General features: G+C 71.2%; 16 protein-coding genes and 1 pseudogene. 11 read left to right on the forward strand and 6 right to left on the reverse strand.

Annotation, left to right across the window (positions count from 1 at the left end; all coding sequences use genetic code 11):
* The first annotated feature begins 25 nt into the window (after positions 1–25).
* Entirely contained in the window at positions 26–544 is a 519-nt protein-coding gene (locus QF027_RS13880) for a DUF4240 domain-containing protein (protein WP_307082358.1), read from the forward strand.
* Between the two features lie 27 nt (positions 545–571).
* Here QF027_RS13880 and QF027_RS13885 read toward each other — a convergent pair whose 3' ends face one another.
* Positions 572–808: a hypothetical protein gene (locus tag QF027_RS13885; protein ID WP_307074771.1), complete on the reverse strand. Its 237-nt coding sequence runs from the start codon at positions 806–808 to the stop codon at positions 572–574.
* A gap of 158 nt (positions 809–966) precedes the next feature.
* Between QF027_RS13885 and QF027_RS13890 the strand changes: the two genes are divergently transcribed.
* Complete coding sequence (locus tag QF027_RS13890) at positions 967–2,094, forward strand: lipid II:glycine glycyltransferase FemX (RefSeq protein WP_307074773.1); 1,128 nt, start codon at positions 967–969, stop codon at positions 2,092–2,094.
* Positions 2,095–2,127: 33 nt separating this feature from the next.
* On the opposite strand, the gene QF027_RS13895 is transcribed toward QF027_RS13890, so the two are convergent.
* Positions 2,128–2,910 (reverse strand): peptidoglycan recognition protein family protein, encoded by a 783-nt coding sequence (locus QF027_RS13895; protein WP_306982568.1) that lies wholly within the window; start codon positions 2,908–2,910, stop codon positions 2,128–2,130.
* A gap of 1,356 nt (positions 2,911–4,266) precedes the next feature.
* On the opposite strand from QF027_RS13895, the gene QF027_RS13900 reads away from it, so the two are divergent.
* Positions 4,267–5,451, forward strand: a complete 1,185-nt coding sequence (locus tag QF027_RS13900) for a MarP family serine protease (RefSeq protein ID WP_307074774.1) — start codon at positions 4,267–4,269, stop codon at positions 5,449–5,451.
* Between the two features lie 181 nt (positions 5,452–5,632).
* Here the strand turns inward: QF027_RS13900 and QF027_RS13905 are convergent, their stop codons facing one another.
* On the reverse strand, positions 5,633–6,121 hold the full coding sequence (locus QF027_RS13905; protein WP_306982562.1) for a GNAT family N-acetyltransferase: 489 nt from the start codon (positions 6,119–6,121) through the stop codon (positions 5,633–5,635).
* Between the two features lie 71 nt (positions 6,122–6,192).
* Between QF027_RS13905 and QF027_RS13910 the strand changes: the two genes are divergently transcribed.
* The gene (locus QF027_RS13910) at positions 6,193–7,086 is read left to right on the forward strand and encodes a TIGR01777 family oxidoreductase (protein WP_306982560.1); all 894 of its coding nucleotides are present in this window, start codon (positions 6,193–6,195) and stop codon (positions 7,084–7,086) included.
* A gap of 171 nt (positions 7,087–7,257) precedes the next feature.
* On the forward strand, positions 7,258–8,697 hold the full coding sequence (locus QF027_RS13915) for an NAD(P)/FAD-dependent oxidoreductase (RefSeq protein WP_307074776.1): 1,440 nt from the start codon (positions 7,258–7,260) through the stop codon (positions 8,695–8,697).
* Positions 8,698–8,820: 123 nt separating this feature from the next.
* On the opposite strand, the gene QF027_RS13920 is transcribed toward QF027_RS13915, so the two are convergent.
* Entirely contained in the window at positions 8,821–10,254 is a 1,434-nt protein-coding gene (locus QF027_RS13920; protein WP_307074779.1) for a regulator, read from the reverse strand.
* Between the two features lie 243 nt (positions 10,255–10,497).
* Between QF027_RS13920 and lipB the strand changes: the two genes are divergently transcribed.
* The 4 genes from lipB to QF027_RS13940 all read left to right on the forward strand — a co-directional run bounded on the left by lipB (position 10,498) and on the right by QF027_RS13940 (position 13,619).
* Positions 10,498–11,298 carry a lipoyl(octanoyl) transferase LipB gene (gene lipB / locus QF027_RS13925; protein ID WP_306982553.1) on the forward strand — a complete coding sequence of 267 codons (801 nt, stop codon included), beginning with the start codon at positions 10,498–10,500 and terminating at the stop codon, positions 11,296–11,298.
* 74 nt (positions 11,299–11,372) lie between these two features.
* Positions 11,373–12,338, forward strand: a complete 966-nt coding sequence (gene lipA / locus QF027_RS13930; RefSeq protein WP_266525806.1) for a lipoyl synthase — start codon at positions 11,373–11,375, stop codon at positions 12,336–12,338.
* Between the two features lie 301 nt (positions 12,339–12,639).
* On the forward strand, positions 12,640–12,852 hold the full coding sequence (locus tag QF027_RS13935) for an SCO2195 family GlnR-regulated protein (protein ID WP_062037662.1): 213 nt from the start codon (positions 12,640–12,642) through the stop codon (positions 12,850–12,852).
* A gap of 65 nt (positions 12,853–12,917) precedes the next feature.
* Positions 12,918–13,619 carry a DUF4191 domain-containing protein gene (locus QF027_RS13940; RefSeq protein ID WP_057611744.1) on the forward strand — a complete coding sequence of 234 codons (702 nt, stop codon included), beginning with the start codon at positions 12,918–12,920 and terminating at the stop codon, positions 13,617–13,619.
* 63 nt (positions 13,620–13,682) lie between these two features.
* Here QF027_RS13940 and QF027_RS13945 read toward each other — a convergent pair.
* Positions 13,683–14,114: pseudogene (locus tag QF027_RS13945) on the reverse strand (lipase family protein); the annotation flags it as partial.
* A gap of 337 nt (positions 14,115–14,451) precedes the next feature.
* Positions 14,452–14,922 (reverse strand): RDD family protein, encoded by a 471-nt coding sequence (locus tag QF027_RS13950; protein ID WP_306982547.1) that lies wholly within the window; start codon positions 14,920–14,922, stop codon positions 14,452–14,454.
* A gap of 200 nt (positions 14,923–15,122) precedes the next feature.
* On the opposite strand from QF027_RS13950, the gene glnA reads away from it, so the two are divergent.
* Together glnA and QF027_RS13960 are read left to right on the forward strand one after the other, a co-directional pair.
* Positions 15,123–16,532, forward strand: a complete 1,410-nt coding sequence (glnA, locus tag QF027_RS13955; protein WP_306982546.1) for a type I glutamate--ammonia ligase — start codon at positions 15,123–15,125, stop codon at positions 16,530–16,532.
* Positions 16,533–16,653: 121 nt separating this feature from the next.
* Positions 16,654–16,911: an SCO2583/SCO2584 N-terminal domain-containing protein gene (locus QF027_RS13960; protein WP_057611741.1), complete on the forward strand. Its 258-nt coding sequence runs from the start codon at positions 16,654–16,656 to the stop codon at positions 16,909–16,911.
* Positions 16,912–16,935 lie beyond the last annotated feature (24 nt).

Consider the following 16,935-nt stretch of genomic DNA (forward strand, 5'->3'; position numbering starts at 1 on the left):
TTCCAGGCCCGATGCTGGACCCGTGATGGACGAGACGGAGTTCTGGGAGCTGGTGGACGCCACCCGCGAGGCCGCCGAGGGAGACCCCGAGGAGCAGGCCGACCTGCTCGTGGACCGGCTCCTGGCGCTGGACCCGGACATGGTCCTCGACTTCGCCCGTCACTTCGAGGCCCGCTTCAACCGTGCGTACACCTGGGACCTGTGGGGCGCCGCCTGCATCCTGCTGGACGGGGTGAGCGACGACGCCTTCGACTCCTTCCGGTGCTGGCTGATCGGCCAGGGGCGCGAGGTGTACGAGGGTGGCGTGCACGACCCCGACTCGCTCGCCGACCTGCTGGCCGACTTCGACGAGGAGATCGACGGCGACGGCGAGGAACTGGGCTACGCGGCCGACGAGTCCTACGAGCAGCTCACCGGTACCGTCGCTCCCGACCTGGGTATCCCGCCCGGGGCCTCCGAGCCGCTCGGCGCGCCGGTCGACCTGGAGAGCGACCGGGTACTGGCGGAGCGGTATCCCAAGCTGTGGGAGCGGTTCAGGAACTGAGTCCCGGTCAGGCCGCTCCAGCTGTGTTCAGGCCGCCGTCGTGGCCCTGCGCCGGGTCGTGTCCGCCGGGATGTACGCCTGTGTCTGGTCGACCTTCACCGCGTGGTGCATCGGGGCCGCGTTGGCCTGGTCGAGCGCGGACGCCGTGACGGCGGCCGGACCGAGGATCACGGCCGCGACGGCGCAGACGACCGCCCAGGGGCCGCGCGCGGTACGGGTCCATCCGTCGGCCTTCTCCGTGGTGTTCGTGTGACTGCTGTTCATTTCTTCCCCACCTCCAGTCAGTGCGTGTGCATGACGATAGGGCGGCTGTTTCGGAGTGGTCCTTGAGTCGCCTACGAGAAACCTGTGAGGGCTCGGCCTCTTGGCCCCCGCGTGACTCCCGGCTTACCGTGGCCGCCCCGAAGAGGAGCACCCCGCCCATGACCAGCCCGTATGTGCGCGAGATCACGCGCGAGGAACATCTCGCCCACCTGCGGCTGCACCCCGACGCGAGCCATCTCCAGATCCCCGAGTGGGCCGACGTGAAGCCCGACTGGCTGGCGGAGAGCGTCGGCTGGTTCGAGGGCGAGGCGAGGGTCGCGACGGCACTCGTCCTGTACCGGCCGCTGCCCGGCACCCGGCGCTGTCTCGCCTATCTCCCCGACGGACCGGCGATCGACTGGCGCGGCCCTCGCCCGGAGCGCCTGCTGGATCCCCTGGTCGCCCACCTGGAGAAGCGTGGGGCGTTCTCGGTGCGGATCGGTCCACCCGTCGTCGTGCGGCACTGGGACGCGGAGACGGTGACGGCGGGCATCGCCGACCCCGACGTACGCCATGTGCGCGAGGTGCCCGCGGCCGGCGTCGACGGGTTCGCGCTGGACGCCGGGGAGCGGCTGCGCGGGCTGGGGTGGCGGCGGTGCGCGCAGGACGAGGACAGCGGCTTCGGGCTCGGCCAGCCGCGCTACGGCTGTCACATCCCGCTCGCGGGCCGCTCGGTGGACGAGTTGCGCGGAGCCCTCGCACCGCACTTCGAGCAGTCCCTGCGCACGGCCGAGTCGGCGGGTGTACGGGTCTCCTGGGGGACGGCCGCCGATCTGCCCGACTTCTATCGCCTCTATGCCGCGACCGCCGCCCACGACGGCTTCCGGGCCCGCCCGCCGGTCTACTTCCGGCGCATGTGGGAGGCCATGAACGCCGAGGACTCCGACCGGCTGCGGCTCTATCTCGCCGAGTACGACGGCGAGGTGCTCTCCGCCGCGCTGATGATCAACGTCGGTTCCCGAGTCTGGCACTCCTACGCCGCGTCCGGTCGCCGGGGGCGGGAACTGCGCCCCAGCAGCGCGCTGTTGTGGCGGATGCTGTGCGATGCGCGGGCGGGGGGTGCCGAGACGTACGACCTGCGTTCGGTGAACCCCTCCCTCCGCGAGGACCGTCTGCTGGGCCGGCTCCGCTTCAAGACGGGGGCGGGCGGCCGGGTCGTGGAGTACCTCGGCGAGTGGGAACGGCCGGTGGGGCTCCAGGGCAGGGTGTTGCAGCGGGCCTTGGGGGTGTATCTCGGGCGCAGGTGACCCGGCGGCGGCACTCGGCGATAACTCGGCGGCTCAGGTGCGGCCCTGGAGGCGGGCCGCGGTCTCCCTGATCTCCGGCAGCCGTGCCCTGAGTGCTGCGCCGGGACAGGTCGTCATGTAGCCGTCGCCGTGGCCGGCGAGGGCGGGCAGCTCCGCGGTGGTGCCGGCGGCGTAGCGGCTGAGGCTGTTGCTGGAGGTGAGACGGACGGTGGTGCGCGGGTCGATGCCGGTGAGGCCGAGTTTCCAGGCGGCCAGCGCGGCGATCGCGTCGGTCATCGCCCGCGGGACGTGGACGCCCGCGGTGAAGGTGCCGATGGCGGCGATGCCCGCCGTGCGGTGGTTGAAGCCCTGGGTGTGGGCACCGGTGACGGGCCGGTCGACGCCACCCGCACGGCCCTCGTAGATGGTGCCGCAGCGGTCGACGAGGAAGTTGTAGCCGATGTCGTCCCAGTCCCGGGCGCCGGTCTGGCCGGCGGCGAGGTAGCGGATGATGCGGGGCACGTCGGCGCAGTCGTAGTCGTTGGGCGAGTCGGTGTGGTGCACGAAGACCGCGAGCACCTTGTCGTCGTAGTGCGGGGGCGGTGGGGTGCGGGCGGCGGAGTTCGCCTCACCGGTGCCGGCGGCCCACACCGACCGCGGCACGATGTGCGGCCTGGCCGCGCGGTGCGCGACGAGCCCGTGCCGGGCCACTTCGGCAGCCCTGGCGGGCCTGGCGTCGACCGCGCGCTCGACACCGCTGACACACAGCACAAGACCGAGGACGGCACCGAGCCCGGGAACACACCCGAGCAACACGCGCACGGCGAACGGGAGCAACCGCGCCGACCGAACAGGAGCGGCGGGTAGGCCGCCGACCACGGGCCCGGTGGGGGCCGCTGGGTCGGCGGGAGCCCCAGGTCGGACGGGAGTCGCGGGCCCGGCGGAGGCCGCCGACCGGACGGGACTCTCGGGCCCGGCGGAGGCCGCCGTCGGTACGGGATTCGCGGACCCGGCGGAGGCCGCCGTCGGTACGGGACTCTCGGGCCCGGCGGAGGCCGCCGTCGGTACGGGACTCTCGGGCCCGGCGGAGGCCGCCGACCTTACGGGAGTCGCGGGACGCACAGGGACCGTCGGCCGCACTGAAGCGGCAGCCCCAGGGGAGAGCGCTGACCCGCCGGCAGCCTCCACCCCGTCGGGGCCGGCTGCCCCAGCAGAAACCGCCGCCGGACGTGAGGGGACCGTAGGCCCAGCAGCCCCCTCCACCCCTGCAGAGACCGTAGGCCCAGCAGCCCCCTCCACCCCTGCAGAGACCGTAGGCCCAGCAGCCCCCTCCACCCCTGCACGGACCGTAGGCCCAGCAGCCCCCTCCACCCCTGCAGAGACCGTAGGCCCAGCAGACGCCTCCACCCCTGCAGAGACCGTAGGCCCAGCAGACGCCTCCACCCCTGCAGAGACCGTAGGCCCAGCAGACGCCTCCACCCGTGCAGGGGCCGTATGCCCAGCTGATGCCGTCGGACGGACAGGAACGGCGGGCCCACCGGAGGACGAGGACCCGGCCGAAGCCTCCGCCCCGGCAGGAGCCGCAGGCCCGGGAGGAACCTCAGGCCCGGCGGTAGGCGTCGGGCGGGAGGAGCTCGCGGGATCAGCAGACGCCGTCGGGCCGACAGGAGCGGCGGGCCCGGCAGAAACCACAGGCCCGTCGGCGGCCGCCGGCCGTGAGGGGGCCGCAGGTCCGGCAGGCACCCCCTCCCCAGCAGCGGCCACAGACCCGGCAGACGCCGTCGGGGCGACCGGCTCCGCAGGGCTGCCAGAAACCTCCGCCCCGGTCTGAACCGTAGACCCGGCAGCAGCGGGCGCCGGGCGGCGTTTGTGGGACAGATGGTTTTGGAGCGCGAGGCCTATACGGCTCGCGTCGCGTATTCGGGCCGCGAGTCCTGTCCGGCTCGCGTCACGTATTCGGGCCGTCCGCCGTCTTCGCATCCCCCGCGCTCTTCGGACACGCATGGTTCCACTCTCGGCCGGATCCGCTCCGTCCGCGATGTGTGCTGTGCCACCCGGTGGAACCATCGTCCTGGTCCGCAACGTTTTTCCAGGTGCACGCACGCGTGGCCGGTTCCAGGCGCCACGCACGCGCGTGACTGATCACTGAGACCCTCGCCCGCGTACTAAAGGATCTGAGAGAAAGGCGGCCACGTGGACCTGCTCGACATCCTGCTGTTGCTGGTGATCGCCGCCTATGCGGCCTCCGGCTACCGGCGCGGCCTGGTGGCCGGCTGCGTCTCGCTCGCCGGATTCGTCGGCGGCGCGGTCGTGGGCGTGTGGGTGCTGCCATGGATGATGGACCTGGTGGCACCGGGGAGCACGGCCGCGACGGTGACCGCCGTGCTGACCGTGCTGGTCCCGGCCGCGGTGGGGCACGAGCTGGCGGGACGGCTGGCGCTCAGGCTGCGCCGGGAGCTGGACCAGGGCCCGCTGAGAGTCGCGGACGGGGTCGGCGGTGCCGCCGCCAACTCCGTGGCCGTGCTCATCGTGGCCTGGGTCGCCGCAAGCGTGCTCGGCGCGTCCTCGTCCCCGCTGGTCACCACCGCCATCCGGGACTCCGCCCTGCTCGGCGCCGTCCAGGACTCCATGCCGGAGACCACGCCGTCCTGGTTCTCCCGGGCCACCTCCGCGCTGACCGAGGCGGGCTTCCCGCAGGTCTTCAACCCGTTCGAGAACGAGTCGACGGCCGAGGTCGCCAGGCCCACCGGCGACAGCGTCACGGCCGCCGCCACCAACGCGGCCAAGCTCAGCACCGTCAAGATCGAGGGCGCCTCCGGCACCCAGGGCCGCGAGGGCAGCGGCTTCGTGTACGCCCCGCAGCACGTGATGACCAACGCCCACGTGGTGGCCGGCATCGACAAACCGAGCGTCCGGGTCGGCGGGGTCGGGCAGTCGTACGAGGCACGGGTGGTGCTGTTCGATCCGAACCGGGACGTGGCCGTGCTGTACGTCCCGGATCTCCGGGCGCCGGTGCTGCGCTTCGACGACAGCGCCTCGCGGGGCGACTCCGCGGTGGTCGCGGGCTATCCGCAGGACGGTGACCTGAACCTCCAGGCGGCCACGGTGGCCAACCGGGTGAAGGCGACCGGCCAGAACATCTACAGCGATGCCACCGTCACCCGCGAGATCTACTCGATCCGCTCGACGGTCCGCCCCGGCAACTCCGGCGGCCCGCTGCTGACCGCCTCGGGCCAGGTCTACGGCGTGGTCTTCGCCCGCTCCACCTCCGACGACGAGACGGGCTATGTCCTGACGGTCGACGAGGTCGCCGGTGATGCCGAGAAGGCTGCGAACGCCACGGCGCCGGTGGACACGGGCGAGCTGGTCACGTCGTAACGCGGCAGCCTCCCCGATCATGGGGTCACGGTCTCGCATGACACCGGTCCCGCACCGGTCCCGCATGGCACCCCGGAGGCTCCCGTGCCCGTGTTCTTCCTGATCTCGCTGCTCGTGGCGGGGGTCGCGCTCTGCCTCGTGGTGCGCAGACGCCGTACGACCGCCGCGGCCGACCAGGTCCTCAGAGACGGCGCCCCATGAGCACGTCGTCGACGTACTCCCCCGCCAGCAAGAACTCCTCGGGCAGCACGCCCTCGACCGCGAAACCCTCGGACTCGTAGAGCCCCCGGGCGGGCGTGTTGTGCCCGAGGACGCGCAGGGTGAGGCGGCGGGCGCCCCGGCGCCGGGCCTCCTCGGTGATCGCGCGGATCAGGGCCCGTCCGACACCGCGGCCCCGGGCGCGGGCGCTGACGACGAAACCCTGGATCTGGCGCACATGGGCGTTCGCCTCGAGCCCGGTCGGGGAACCGAGACGGATGTACCCCAGGATGCGGCGGTCGGCCTCGGCGACCAGACAGTCGTCGGGGAGGTGCCGCTCGTCGAAGAACGGCCGGTAGGGCGGCTGCTGCTTCGGCAGGACGTCGTGCAGGGGCGACCATTCGGCGCGGTCGAGGCGGGCCAGTTCCTCTTCGTCGTCGGGGAGGGCGAGGCGTATGGACAGCTGGGACATGACCGCCACCCTACGGTTGGGGTACCGGAACCAGACATCGCTCTTAGGCACCCACCAGGCAGGATGAGGTCATGCAACTTTCAAGAATCGCGGTGGCCGGAGCATCCGGACTGATCGGCTCGGCCCTGACGCGGTCCCTGACCGCGGACGGGCACGAGGTGGTGCGGCTGGTGCGCCGGGAGCCCAAGGACGGGACCGAGGTCCGGTGGGACCCCGAGGCCGGGCGGGTCGACACGGCCGGGCTCGCCGGGTGCGACGCCGTGGTCAACCTCGCCGGGGCGGGGGTCGGTTCGCGCCGCTGGACGCAGGCGTACAAGACCCAGATCCACGACAGCCGGGTGAACGGCACGCGGGCCCTCGCCGAGGCGGTCGCCTCCCTGGACAAGCCGCCCCGGGTCTTCGTGAACGGCAGCGCGATGGGGTACTACGGCGAGACCGGCGACCGGATCGTCGACGAGAACTCCCCCGCCGGCCAGGGCTTCCTGCCCGAGCTGTGCGTGGAGTGGGAGGGGGCGGCGGCGCCCGCCCAACAGGCCGGTGTGCGGACCGCGTTCACCCGCACCGGGCTCGTGGTGGGCCGCGGCGGCGGGGCCTGGGGCAAGCTGTTCCCGCTGTTCCGGGCGGGGCTCGGCGGGCGGATGGGCGACGGGCGGCAGTACTGGTCGTTCATCGCGCTGCACGACGAGGTGGCCGCGATCCGCCATCTCCTGGAGACCGACGGACTGTCCGGACCCTTCAACCTCACCGCCCCGGAGCCCCTGACGAACCGTGAGATCACCGAGGCCATGGGCCGCGTGCTGCACCGGCCGACCCTCTTCGCCGTCCCCGCGCCGGTACTGCGGGCCGTGCTCGGCGAGATGGCCGGGGACGTGTTGGGCAGCGCACGGGTGCGGCCGACGCGGCTGCTGGAGTCGGGGTTCACGTTCGCGTTCCCGGACATCGAGGGGGCGATCAGGGCGGCGTGAGGGCTCTGGTGGCCGTCTGTGACGGCATGCGACCGGTGTGCGACCGTGCCCTGTTGATGCGCGACTGTTCCCGACCGGCCACCGCCCTACCCTCGACCCGAACTCGGGTATCCCCGGAGCCTGTTGGGGGCATGACGTCTCCACCGGCCGCGCAACCTCGAGGAGGGGCACGTGCTTGAGCCCGCGTACCAGGCGGACGTCGTGATCGTGGGAGCCGGGGTCGCCGGACTCTCCGCGGCGCATCGGCTGACCAGCCAAGGAGTGACCGTCGCAGTGTTGGAGGCCGCACCCTGTGTGGGCGGCCGGATGTCGACCGAGAAGGTCGACGGCTTCCGGCTCGACCGGATCGGACGGCTGCTGTCCACGGCGTATCCAGAACTACAGCTCGCGCCCGGGCTCGACGGGCTCGTGCTGCGGCCCTTCGCGCCGGGCGTCCTGCTGCATGGCGACGGACGCCATCACCGCGTGGACGCTCCGGCGCGCGCCCGGAGCACAAGGGGTGCACTGCATGCGGTGCGCGCCCTGGCGAGCGCCCCTCGGGGGATGCCGGGGCCGCGGTTGGGGGCCGCGTCCCGGAGGGCGGCACCACGGAGGGCCACGTTCCGGGTGCTGCCCGGTGCCGGTCAGGGGAACGCGTCCAGGGCCGCCCGCGCGACCGCGCCGCTGGGCGGCGCCGTCGACCAGGCCCGGCTCGGTGCCGCGCTCACCCGGTTCTCCACCGTGCCCGTCGAACGCCTCCTCGCCCGCCCCGAGTTGCCCGCCGGGCAGTCGCTCGCGGCCCGGGGGCTGCCCGCGCGCACGATCGACGGCTTCCTGCGCCCCCTGCTCGCCGCACTGCTGTGCGACCCCGCGCTGACGACGTCCAGCCGATGCGCCGACCTCGCGCTGCGGGCCTTCGCGGGTGGGCGGCTGTGCGTGCCCGAGGGCGGCGCGGAGGCTCTTCCTGAGCTGCTCGCGCAGACGCTGCCGACGGGAACCGTGCACACAGGGGTGCGGGTCACATCCGTCTCGACGACATCGGTGGCCACGGCCGAGCACGGCGAGGTCCGGTGCCGGGCGGTGCTGCTGGCGACGGACGCGCGGGCCGCGGCCGAGCTGCTGCCGGGGTTGCGGGTGCCGGACTTCCACCCGGTGACGGTCGTCCACCACACGACGGACGAACCGCCCCGCACGGGTTCCGCGCTGCTGCTCGACGCCGACCGGGGCGGCCCGGTGGCCCACACGGCGGTGATCAGCGAGGTCGACCCGAGCCGGGCCCCTTCCGGCCGGGCCCTGATCTCCTCGACGGTCCTGGGCGACCCTCCTCCGGACCTGGAGACGGCCGTACGCACCCACCTGGGCCGCCTCTACGGCACGCCGACGCACCGCTGGGAGACCCTCGCGGTCCACCACACCCGGGAGGCGGTCCCGGCCATGCCCGCCCCGCACGACCTGCGCCGCCCGGTACGCCTGCTGGCGGGCCTGTACGTGTGCGGCGACCACCGGGACACCAGCACGGTCCAGGGCGCCCTGCACTCGGCCCACAGGGCGGCGACGGCCATCCTGAAAGACCTGGGGGCTGCGGGTTCGATGCACCGCGCAGACCCGACTCCCACAGCTCAGGCAGCGTGAGGATCACCCGCGCTCCTCTGGGGCGCGGGGCTGTATCCCTATGCGGCTGCGCCGCGTGCGCGCGATCAGCCACGACAACGCCGCACTCGACACACGACCGTCGGAGTCACGGCGAGACGGCCCCTACATCAGTGCCGCGACCTTGTCGCGATAACCGCGCACCGGCGCCGCGTCCTTGTACGGCTCCAACCGCCGCTCGAAGTCCCGCACATACTCCACCGCCCGCACCGACCGCATCTCAGCGGCCTGGCCCGCCGCCTCCGCCGCCAGCGCACAGGCCTGGTCCAGTTCCCCCAGACCGAGACGCGCGGAGGCAAGGACCACCCGGCAGAACAACCGGCTCCGCGCATACGCGGGCGCACGCAACTGAAGCGAGCGCTCGGCGTGTTGCGCCGCCGCCCGGAACTGCTGCAGATCCCGGTGACAGTGCCCGAACTCGTCCGCCAGCTGCGCCTCGTCGAAGAACCGCGCCCAGTACGGGACTTCGTCAACGGGACGGGCCGCCTCCAGGGCCCGTTCCGCGCGGACCAGGGACGCCGTGCACGCCCGCACCTCCCCCAGCACCCCGTGCCCCCGCGCCTCGGCCGAGTGCAGCAGCGCCTGCACGACCGGCGGAGCCGTCGTACCGACGCCCTGCTGGGCCACCCGCGCGAGCTGGATCGCCTCCCGCCCGTGCCCCAGATACACAGCCTGACGACTCATCGTGACCAGCACATACGCCCCGTACGTCCGGTCCCCCGCCGCCTGCGCGAGCCGCAGCGCCTGCACGAAGTACCGCTGGGCGAGACCGTGCGCCGCAATGTCGTACGACGTCCAGCCCGCGAGCCGGGTCAGGTCCGCCGCCGCGGCGAACAGCCTGCGGCCGGTCGTCTCCCCGTAGGTACCGCGCAGCATCGGCTCGCACTCGTGCTCCAGATAGCGCACCAGGGCCTGGCGGGCGTGGCCGCCGCCGTACTGGTCGTCGAGGGTGCGGAAGAGTTCGCCGACCGAACCGAGCGCGGCGATGTCGCCCCCGGTGACCTTCTGACCGGGCACGCGTTCGGCCTGGCCCCGCTGCCGTGGCACCACCGGGCGCCCCTGGGGAGGGACCCCGACCGGCTCGCCGCGGGCGACCTTGTCGTCGGGGCGGCCGATCAGCCAGTCACGGCTCGGCACGACCAGTCCGGCGGGGGTGAAGGCGATCTTGCGCAGTTCGGCGTGGCTGCCGGAGTCCTTGCGCCACAGCCCGCTGACGATGTCGACGGCCTCCTCGGGACCCGCGGCGAACTCCAGCCCGGCGTAGACGGGCGCGCAGGCGTCGAGGCCCAGGTCCTGCGCGGAGAGCCGGCGGCCGAGACGCCGGGTGAAGACCTCGGCGATGAGGGCGGGCGTGGTGCCCCGGGGCTGTTGCCCGCGCAGCCACCGGGTCACGGACGTCTTGTCGTACCGGAGATCCAGCCCATGTTCGAGACCGAGCTGGTCCACACGTCGGGCGAGACCCGCGTTGGAGAACCCCGCTTCTGCGATGAGCGCGGCGAGCTGTCGATTGGGAGTGCGCTGCGCGGGTCGTTCCGTCATCTGCGGTGCGGTCTCCTGCCTTTCGGGCTGTCACGTGGCCACGTGGTGCCCGGATTGCCTGTGAGCAGCCCTTATGGCCTGCGCGAACGGCGAATGTAGCGGAGAGTGAGCAGGTGATCGCACACTTCGACGTTCGTTCATCCGATCGTGTGAGGATTGACCCCGGAGCTGACGCCTGCGGGCCGGACGTACAGTGGCGTGGGCACCCTTCGTGCCTTACGACCTTCTAGGGAGGCGCTTGCCGTGAGTGGGTTGCGGTTCGTCCGTATGGGCTTCGGTGCGGACGCGGTCGAGTACCAGCAGGCGTGGGACGAGCAGCGCCGGGTGCACGCGGCGCGGTTCGAGGACGAGATCCCCGACACCGTCCTGCTGCTCGAACACCCCCCTGTGTATACGGCGGGCCGGCGCACCGCGGACAACGAGCGCCCCCTCGACGGCACCCCGGTCATCGACGTGGACCGCGGCGGCAAGATCACCTGGCACGGTCCGGGCCAGCTGGTGGGGTACCCGATCCAGAAGCTCCCGCGTCCGGTGGACGTGGTGGCGCACGTACGGCGCCTGGAGGAGGCCCTGATCCGCACATGCGCGGAGTTCGGCCTGGAGACCAGCCGGGTCGAGGGCCGCAGTGGCGTGTGGGTGCTGGGCGATCCGGTCGAGACGCGTCCGGCGCTCGGCGGGCTCTCCCTGGACTTCGACCCCCGGCTCATGGACGAGGAGTTCGACCCCCGCATGAACGGCCCGGAGTACGCCCCGTCCAACGCCGGGCAGCGCCGCGAGGACCGCAAGATCGCGGCGATCGGCATCCGGGTCGCCAAGGGCGTGACGATGCACGGCTTCGCGCTGAACGTGAACCCGGACAACAAGTGGTTCGACCGGATCATCCCCTGCGGCATCCGTGACGCGGGGGTCGCCTCCCTCGCGGGCGAGCTCGGCCGGGACGTCACCATCGACGAGGTCCTGCCGGTCGTCGAGCGGCATCTGAAGGACGTACTCGAGAACGCGGAACTGAAGCCGAGAGTGATCGAGAAGACACCGGCAGCCTGAACACCGCCTCGGGCTTTCAAATCCACGGGCGTACCCTTGAGCACGCCGAAGAATCAAACGCTAGGGAGCCGGTCGTGTCCGCAGTCGCACCCGACGGACGCAAGATGCTGCGCCTGGAGGTCCGCAACGCCCAGACCCCCATCGAGCGCAAGCCCGAGTGGATCAAGACCCGGGCGAAAATGGGCCCCGAGTACACCGCGATGCAGAAGCTCGTGAAGAGCGAGGGCCTGCACACGGTCTGCCAGGAAGCCGGCTGTCCCAACATCTACGAGTGCTGGGAGGACCGCGAGGCGACCTTCCTCATCGGCGGCGACCAGTGCACCCGGCGTTGCGACTTCTGCCAGATCGACACCGGCAAGCCCGAGGCTCTGGACCGTGACGAGCCGCGCCGCGTCGGCGAGTCCGTCGTCACCATGGACCTGAACTACGCCACCATCACCGGCGTCGCCCGCGACGACCTGGAGGACGGCGGCGCGTGGCTGTACGCCGAGACGGTCCGGCAGATCCACGAGCAGACCGCGGGCCGTGAGGCCGGCCGCACCAAGGTCGAGCTGCTGGCCCCGGACTTCAACGCCGTGCCGGAGCTGCTCCAGCAGGTCTTCGAGTCCCGTCCCGAGGTCTTCGCGCACAACGTCGAGACGGTCCCCCGGATCTTCAAGCGCATCCGCCCCGGCTTCCGGTACGAGCGCTCCCTGAAGGTCATCACCGAGGCCCGCGACTTCGGCCTGGTGACCAAGTCCAACCTGATCCTCGGCATGGGCGAGACCCGCGAGGAGGTCAGTGAGGCGCTCCAGCAGCTGCACGACGCCGGCTGCGAGCTCGTCACCATCACCCAGTACCTGCGCCCCTCCGTGCGCCACCACCCCGTGGAACGCTGGGTGAAGCCGCAGGAGTTCGTGGAGCTGAAGGACGAGGCCGAGCAGATCGGCTTCTCCGGTGTGATGTCCGGACCGCTCGTCCGGTCCTCCTACCGGGCGGGCCGGCTCTACCAGATGGCCGTCGAGAAGCGTGGCTCCTACGTCGCTTCGCAGGCCGTCTGAGCACCGTCTGAGCCCTCTTTGGGCCCTCTCTGAGCACCTTCGGATGGCACGGAGTGCCACTCCAAACGTGTGAATCCGAGCACAAGCAGCTACCGCTCGGTAGCGGCCGATCGACGCGGTCCCGGACATCCCCGCAGATAGGGGGGCCATCGGGGCCGCGTCCGTGTTTTCGGGCGGCACATCAAGGCTTCATGGGTGTTTGACCGGTCGGTCACGCCCTGGTAACACCATTCAGTGACCCTGGCTGTACAGCCCGTGCACCACTCACCAGAGCCGCCCACTCCCGAGGGGGACCCCTATCATGCAGGCCGCGCCGGTTCGCGCCACCGCCATCCCGTCCTTCACCGATGCACTCCGTGCCGTCGAGTCCGTGCTCATGAGCAGCGGTCAGCGGACCGCCCGCCGCAACGCCTGGACGTCCGTCCTGGAGGACCGCCGCCGCGCCAAGGACAGGGTCGAGGCGCAGCGTGTCCTGGAGCAGACGCTCACCGAGACGGTCATCGCCCGTTCCTGAACCGTCCCCTTCGACGGTGGGCACTGCCGTCGTCGGCGCCTGCGGGGCCACGTAGACTTCGGGGCATGGCGAGAAGTGACAGTGCGGCGGATGCCGCGAACCCCGGGCGACTGAAGCAGATCGCCCTGACGTACAAGATGACCCGCAAGGCCGACAAGAAGATCGGCCTGGTACTCGCGGGTGTCTTCATCCTCATCCTCGGTGTCTTTCTCGCGATCGGTTTCCTGATCGGTCATCCGGTCTACCTCGGCATCCTGGGCTTCCTGCTCGCCTTCCTCGGGACGGCGATCATCTTCGGACGCCGGGCTGAGCGGGCCGCGTTCGGGCAGATGGAGGGTCAGCCGGGCGCCGCGGCGGCCGTGCTGGACAACATCGGCCGGGGCTGGACGACGACCCCCGCGGTGGCGATGAACCGCAGTCAGGACGTGGTGCACCGGGCCGTCGGCAAGGCCGGCATCGTCCTGGTCGCCGAGGGCAACCCGAACCGGGTCAAGGGCCTGCTGGCCGCCGAGAAGAAGAAGATGAACCGCATCGTCGCGGATGTGCCGGTGCACGACATCCTCGTCGGCACGGGCGAGGGCCAGGTCCCCCTCAAGAAGGTGCGGACCACCATGCTCAAGCTGCCGCGCGTGCTGACCGGTCCCCAGGTGACGGCCACGAACGACCGCTTGCGGGCGCTGGGCGACCTGATGAGCAACATGCCGTTGCCGAAGGGCCCCATGCCCAAGGGCATGAAGCTCCCCAAGGGTGGACCCAAGGCCCGCTGAATCCTCTCGTACGACGATGGGGGCGCCCGGTGTGACACCGGGCGCCCCCATCGTCGTAGTGGATCAGCAGTCACTCCGGGCGGGCCTGCCCGCGAACCGGTCGCCGAGCCAGGAGACGACGTCGCCGACGGCCTGGTTGTCGGTGAGGAGATGGTCGCCGGCGTAGATCTTCCAGCCGGTTCGCACGCCCGCGGCGCAGTAGGCGGTGCGGACGGCGTCCTCGGTGGTGGTGGGGATGACTTCGTCGAGGGCCCCGCGGTACTGCAGGACCGTGCCGAGCTTCTGGGTGTCCAGCACCTGGCCCCAGATGCGGCCGTCGCTGCCGCGCTGCCGGTAGAGCTGGTCGAGGGTGATCCCGGCCGTGGTGAAGTCCTTGATGCTCTTGCCCGCGAGGGCGGTGAGGGTGCCGGCCAGACAGACGGACTTGGCGGTCTTCACGGCCTCCCGGCCCTGGTCGTTGAGGAGCGAGTCGAAGGGCAGCGTGGGATAGGCCGCCAGAGGATGGTCCGGGGCCTCCCCGTCGCCTCTGGCCGTACCGAACTGGCCGGGTCGTGAGGGCTGTGTCCATCAGCGGCCTTGCCGCGGGGGCCTCCCGGGCCCAGGATGCGTGTCGCCGCTCCGGGGTCGAGTACGCCGGGGACCAGCTCGCCCAAGACCGTTCGGGGCGCGCGGCGGAACGGGCTCACTCCCGTTCAGTCCACAGGAACGGTTGCTTGGGTGCCAGACGCCAGGAGCCCGGATCTACTGACTAGTAGTCAGCTGCTGCGCGTCTTCCTCGCCGCGGCTGTCAGGACGCGACAAAGACGAGGGACCTCGTGAGAGAGGGACCTCGTCAGATACGCACTTCCACGGTCTTCGCCAGCCGGTCGTGCAGACCCCTGCCGTCGCGGTCCCAGATCAGGGCCGGGAGGGCGAGGCAGAGCAGGACCGTGCGCAGGAGGGCGCGCGCCGGGTTCACGCGACCGGTGTCGAGGGCGATCACCCGCAGGCCGAAGAGGCGCTTGCCGGGGGTGTAGCCGATGGTGCCGACGGTGAGGACACCCATCACGAAGAAGACCAGCAGCGACCAGTTCGAGGTCGACGGGCCGCCGTAGCTCTGAGTGATCAACTGGGATGCAATCAGGACGCTCATCGCCCAGTCCACGGCGAGTGCGCCCAGCCGCCGTCCGGGGCGGGCGATCGAGCCCGGCCCCTCCTCCGGCAGGCCGAGCTGCTGTCCGCGGTATCCGAAGTCGACACCGGCGTCCTCGGCGGCCGCGCGGGGGCCCGAGAGCCACGATCCGATTGCATCCCTCTTGTCCACGGGTCCACGGTACTGCCAGCGTTTCGGGATGCGGACAGGTGGGGCCGGACCCACGATGTCCGGTTAACTTGTGCGAAACAAATGGGTCACGCCCGAGAAACCACCCGTCCCTAGGGTCGTGGACAGCGTGTGCCACCGCACTGGCCGCACGAACGAACTACCACCCCGGTCCAGGAACGGTCGGGAGTAGGAGGAGCTGGATGTTCCAGAACGCCGACGAGGCCAAGAAGTTCATCGCGGACGAGGACGTCAAGTTCGTCGACGTCCGCTTCTGCGACCTGCCGGGCGTCATGCAGCACTTCACGCTGCCCGTCGAGGCGTTCGACCCGGACGAGGAGCTCGCGTTCGACGGCTCGTCGATCCGTGGTTTCCAGGCCATCCACGAATCCGACATGGCGCTGCGCGCGGACCTGTCGACCGCCCGGGTCGACTCCTTCCGGCGCGACAAGACGCTGAACATCAACTTCTTCATCCACGACCCGATCACCGGCGAGCAGTACAGCCGTGACCCGCGCAACGTGGCGAAGAAGGCCGAGGCCTACCTCGCCTCCACCGGTATCGCCGACACCGCGTACTTCGGCCCCGAGGCCGAGTTCTACGTGTTCGACAGCGTGCGCTTCGCCACCTCGTCGAACGAGTCCTTCTACCACATCGACTCCGAGGCGGGCGCCTGGAACACCGGTGCGCTGGAGGACAACCGCGGTTACAAGGTCCGCTACAAGGGCGGCTACTTCCCGGTCCCGCCGGTCGACCACTTCGCCGACCTGCGTGCCGAGATCTCCCTCGAGCTGGCCAAGTCCGGCCTCCAGGTCGAGCGTCAGCACCACGAGGTGGGCACCGCCGGCCAGGCCGAGATCAACTACAAGTTCAACACGCTGCTCGCCGCGGCCGACGACCTCCAGCTCTTCAAGTACATCGTGAAGAACGTCGCCTGGCGCAACGGCAAGACCGCGACCTTCATGCCGAAGCCGATCTTCGGTGACAACGGCTCGGGCATGCACGTCCACCAGTCGCTGTGGACGGGCGGCCAGCCGCTCTTCTACGACGAGGCCGGTTACGCGGGCCTGTCGGACACCGCCCGCTACTACATCGGCGGCATCCTCAAGCACGCCCCGTCGCTGCTGGCCTTCACCAACCCGACGGTGAACTCCTACCACCGTCTGGTGCCGGGCTTCGAGGCGCCGATCAACCTGGTGTACTCGCAGCGCAACCGCTCCGCGGCCATGCGTATCCCGATCACGGGCTCCAACCCGAAGGCCAAGCGCGTCGAGTTCCGCGCGCCCGACTCCTCCGGCAACCCGTACCTGGCCTTCTCGGCACTGCTGCTCGCGGGCCTCGACGGCATCAAGAACAAGATCGAGCCGGCCGAGCCGATCGACAAGGACCTGTACGAGCTGGCTCCCGAGGAGCACGCGGGCGTCGCGCAGGTCCCGACCTCCCTCCCGGCGGTCCTCGATCGCCTCGAGGCCGACCACGAGTTCCTCCTCCAGGGCGACGTCTTCACGCCGGACCTGATCGAGACGTGGATCGACTTCAAGCGGACGAACGAGATCGCCCCGCTCCAGCTGCGTCCGCACCCGCACGAGTTCGAGCTCTACTTCGACGTGTGATCGACCCGTAGGCCAGTCCTACGGCGTTTTACGGCGCCCCCGTTCCCGTTTCCCGGGACGGGGGCGCCGTCGTATCGTTTCCTGCACGGCTGTTCGACAGGAGACGACGGGGGATACGGGGATGTCCGCGCAGGACGAGGACGGCGAGCGGGAGTTCGACATCAAGTGGGCCGACGGAGCCGAGCTCAAAGAGCCGTCCGCCCGGGCCCGGATGCTCGCCGCCCGCTGGAAGGAGAACCCGCCGAAGCCCCAGCCGTTCCGCGCCGACCCGGAGCCGAGGGCACCGAGCCGCTCGTCCTGGAGGTCGACGGCCATCGTCCTCGGGACCGTGGCAGTGATCATCCTGGTGCTGGGGTATGCGGACTTCCGTCCGTTCTAGCGCGCTGAGCAGGTAAGGGGCGGA

Source organism: Streptomyces canus (assembly GCF_030816965.1).
GTDB classification, from domain to species: Bacteria; Actinomycetota; Actinomycetes; order Streptomycetales; family Streptomycetaceae; genus Streptomyces; species Streptomyces canus_E.

What these genes read in the sequence shown, in the direction of transcription:
- QF027_RS13960 (WP_057611741.1), top strand. Translation starts at nt 16,654, where the DNA reads ATGTCCGCGCAGGACGAGGACGGCGAGCGGGAGTTCGACATCAAGTGG.
- glnA (WP_306982546.1), top strand. Translation starts at nt 15,123, where the DNA reads ATGTTCCAGAACGCCGACGAGGCCAAGAAGTTCATCGCGGACGAGGAC.
- QF027_RS13890 (WP_307074773.1), top strand. Translation starts at nt 967, where the DNA reads ATGACCAGCCCGTATGTGCGCGAGATCACGCGCGAGGAACATCTCGCC.
- QF027_RS13935 (WP_062037662.1), top strand. Translation starts at nt 12,640, where the DNA reads ATGCAGGCCGCGCCGGTTCGCGCCACCGCCATCCCGTCCTTCACCGAT.
- QF027_RS13905 (WP_306982562.1), bottom strand. Translation starts at nt 6,121, where the DNA reads ATGTCCCAGCTGTCCATACGCCTCGCCCTCCCCGACGACGAAGAGGAA.
- QF027_RS13880 (WP_307082358.1), top strand. Translation starts at nt 26, where the DNA reads ATGGACGAGACGGAGTTCTGGGAGCTGGTGGACGCCACCCGCGAGGCC.
- QF027_RS13910 (WP_306982560.1), top strand. Translation starts at nt 6,193, where the DNA reads ATGCAACTTTCAAGAATCGCGGTGGCCGGAGCATCCGGACTGATCGGC.
- QF027_RS13885 (WP_307074771.1), bottom strand. Translation starts at nt 808, where the DNA reads ATGAACAGCAGTCACACGAACACCACGGAGAAGGCCGACGGATGGACC.
- QF027_RS13940 (WP_057611744.1), top strand. Translation starts at nt 12,918, where the DNA reads ATGGCGAGAAGTGACAGTGCGGCGGATGCCGCGAACCCCGGGCGACTG.
- QF027_RS13920 (WP_307074779.1), bottom strand. Translation starts at nt 10,254, where the DNA reads ATGACGGAACGACCCGCGCAGCGCACTCCCAATCGACAGCTCGCCGCG.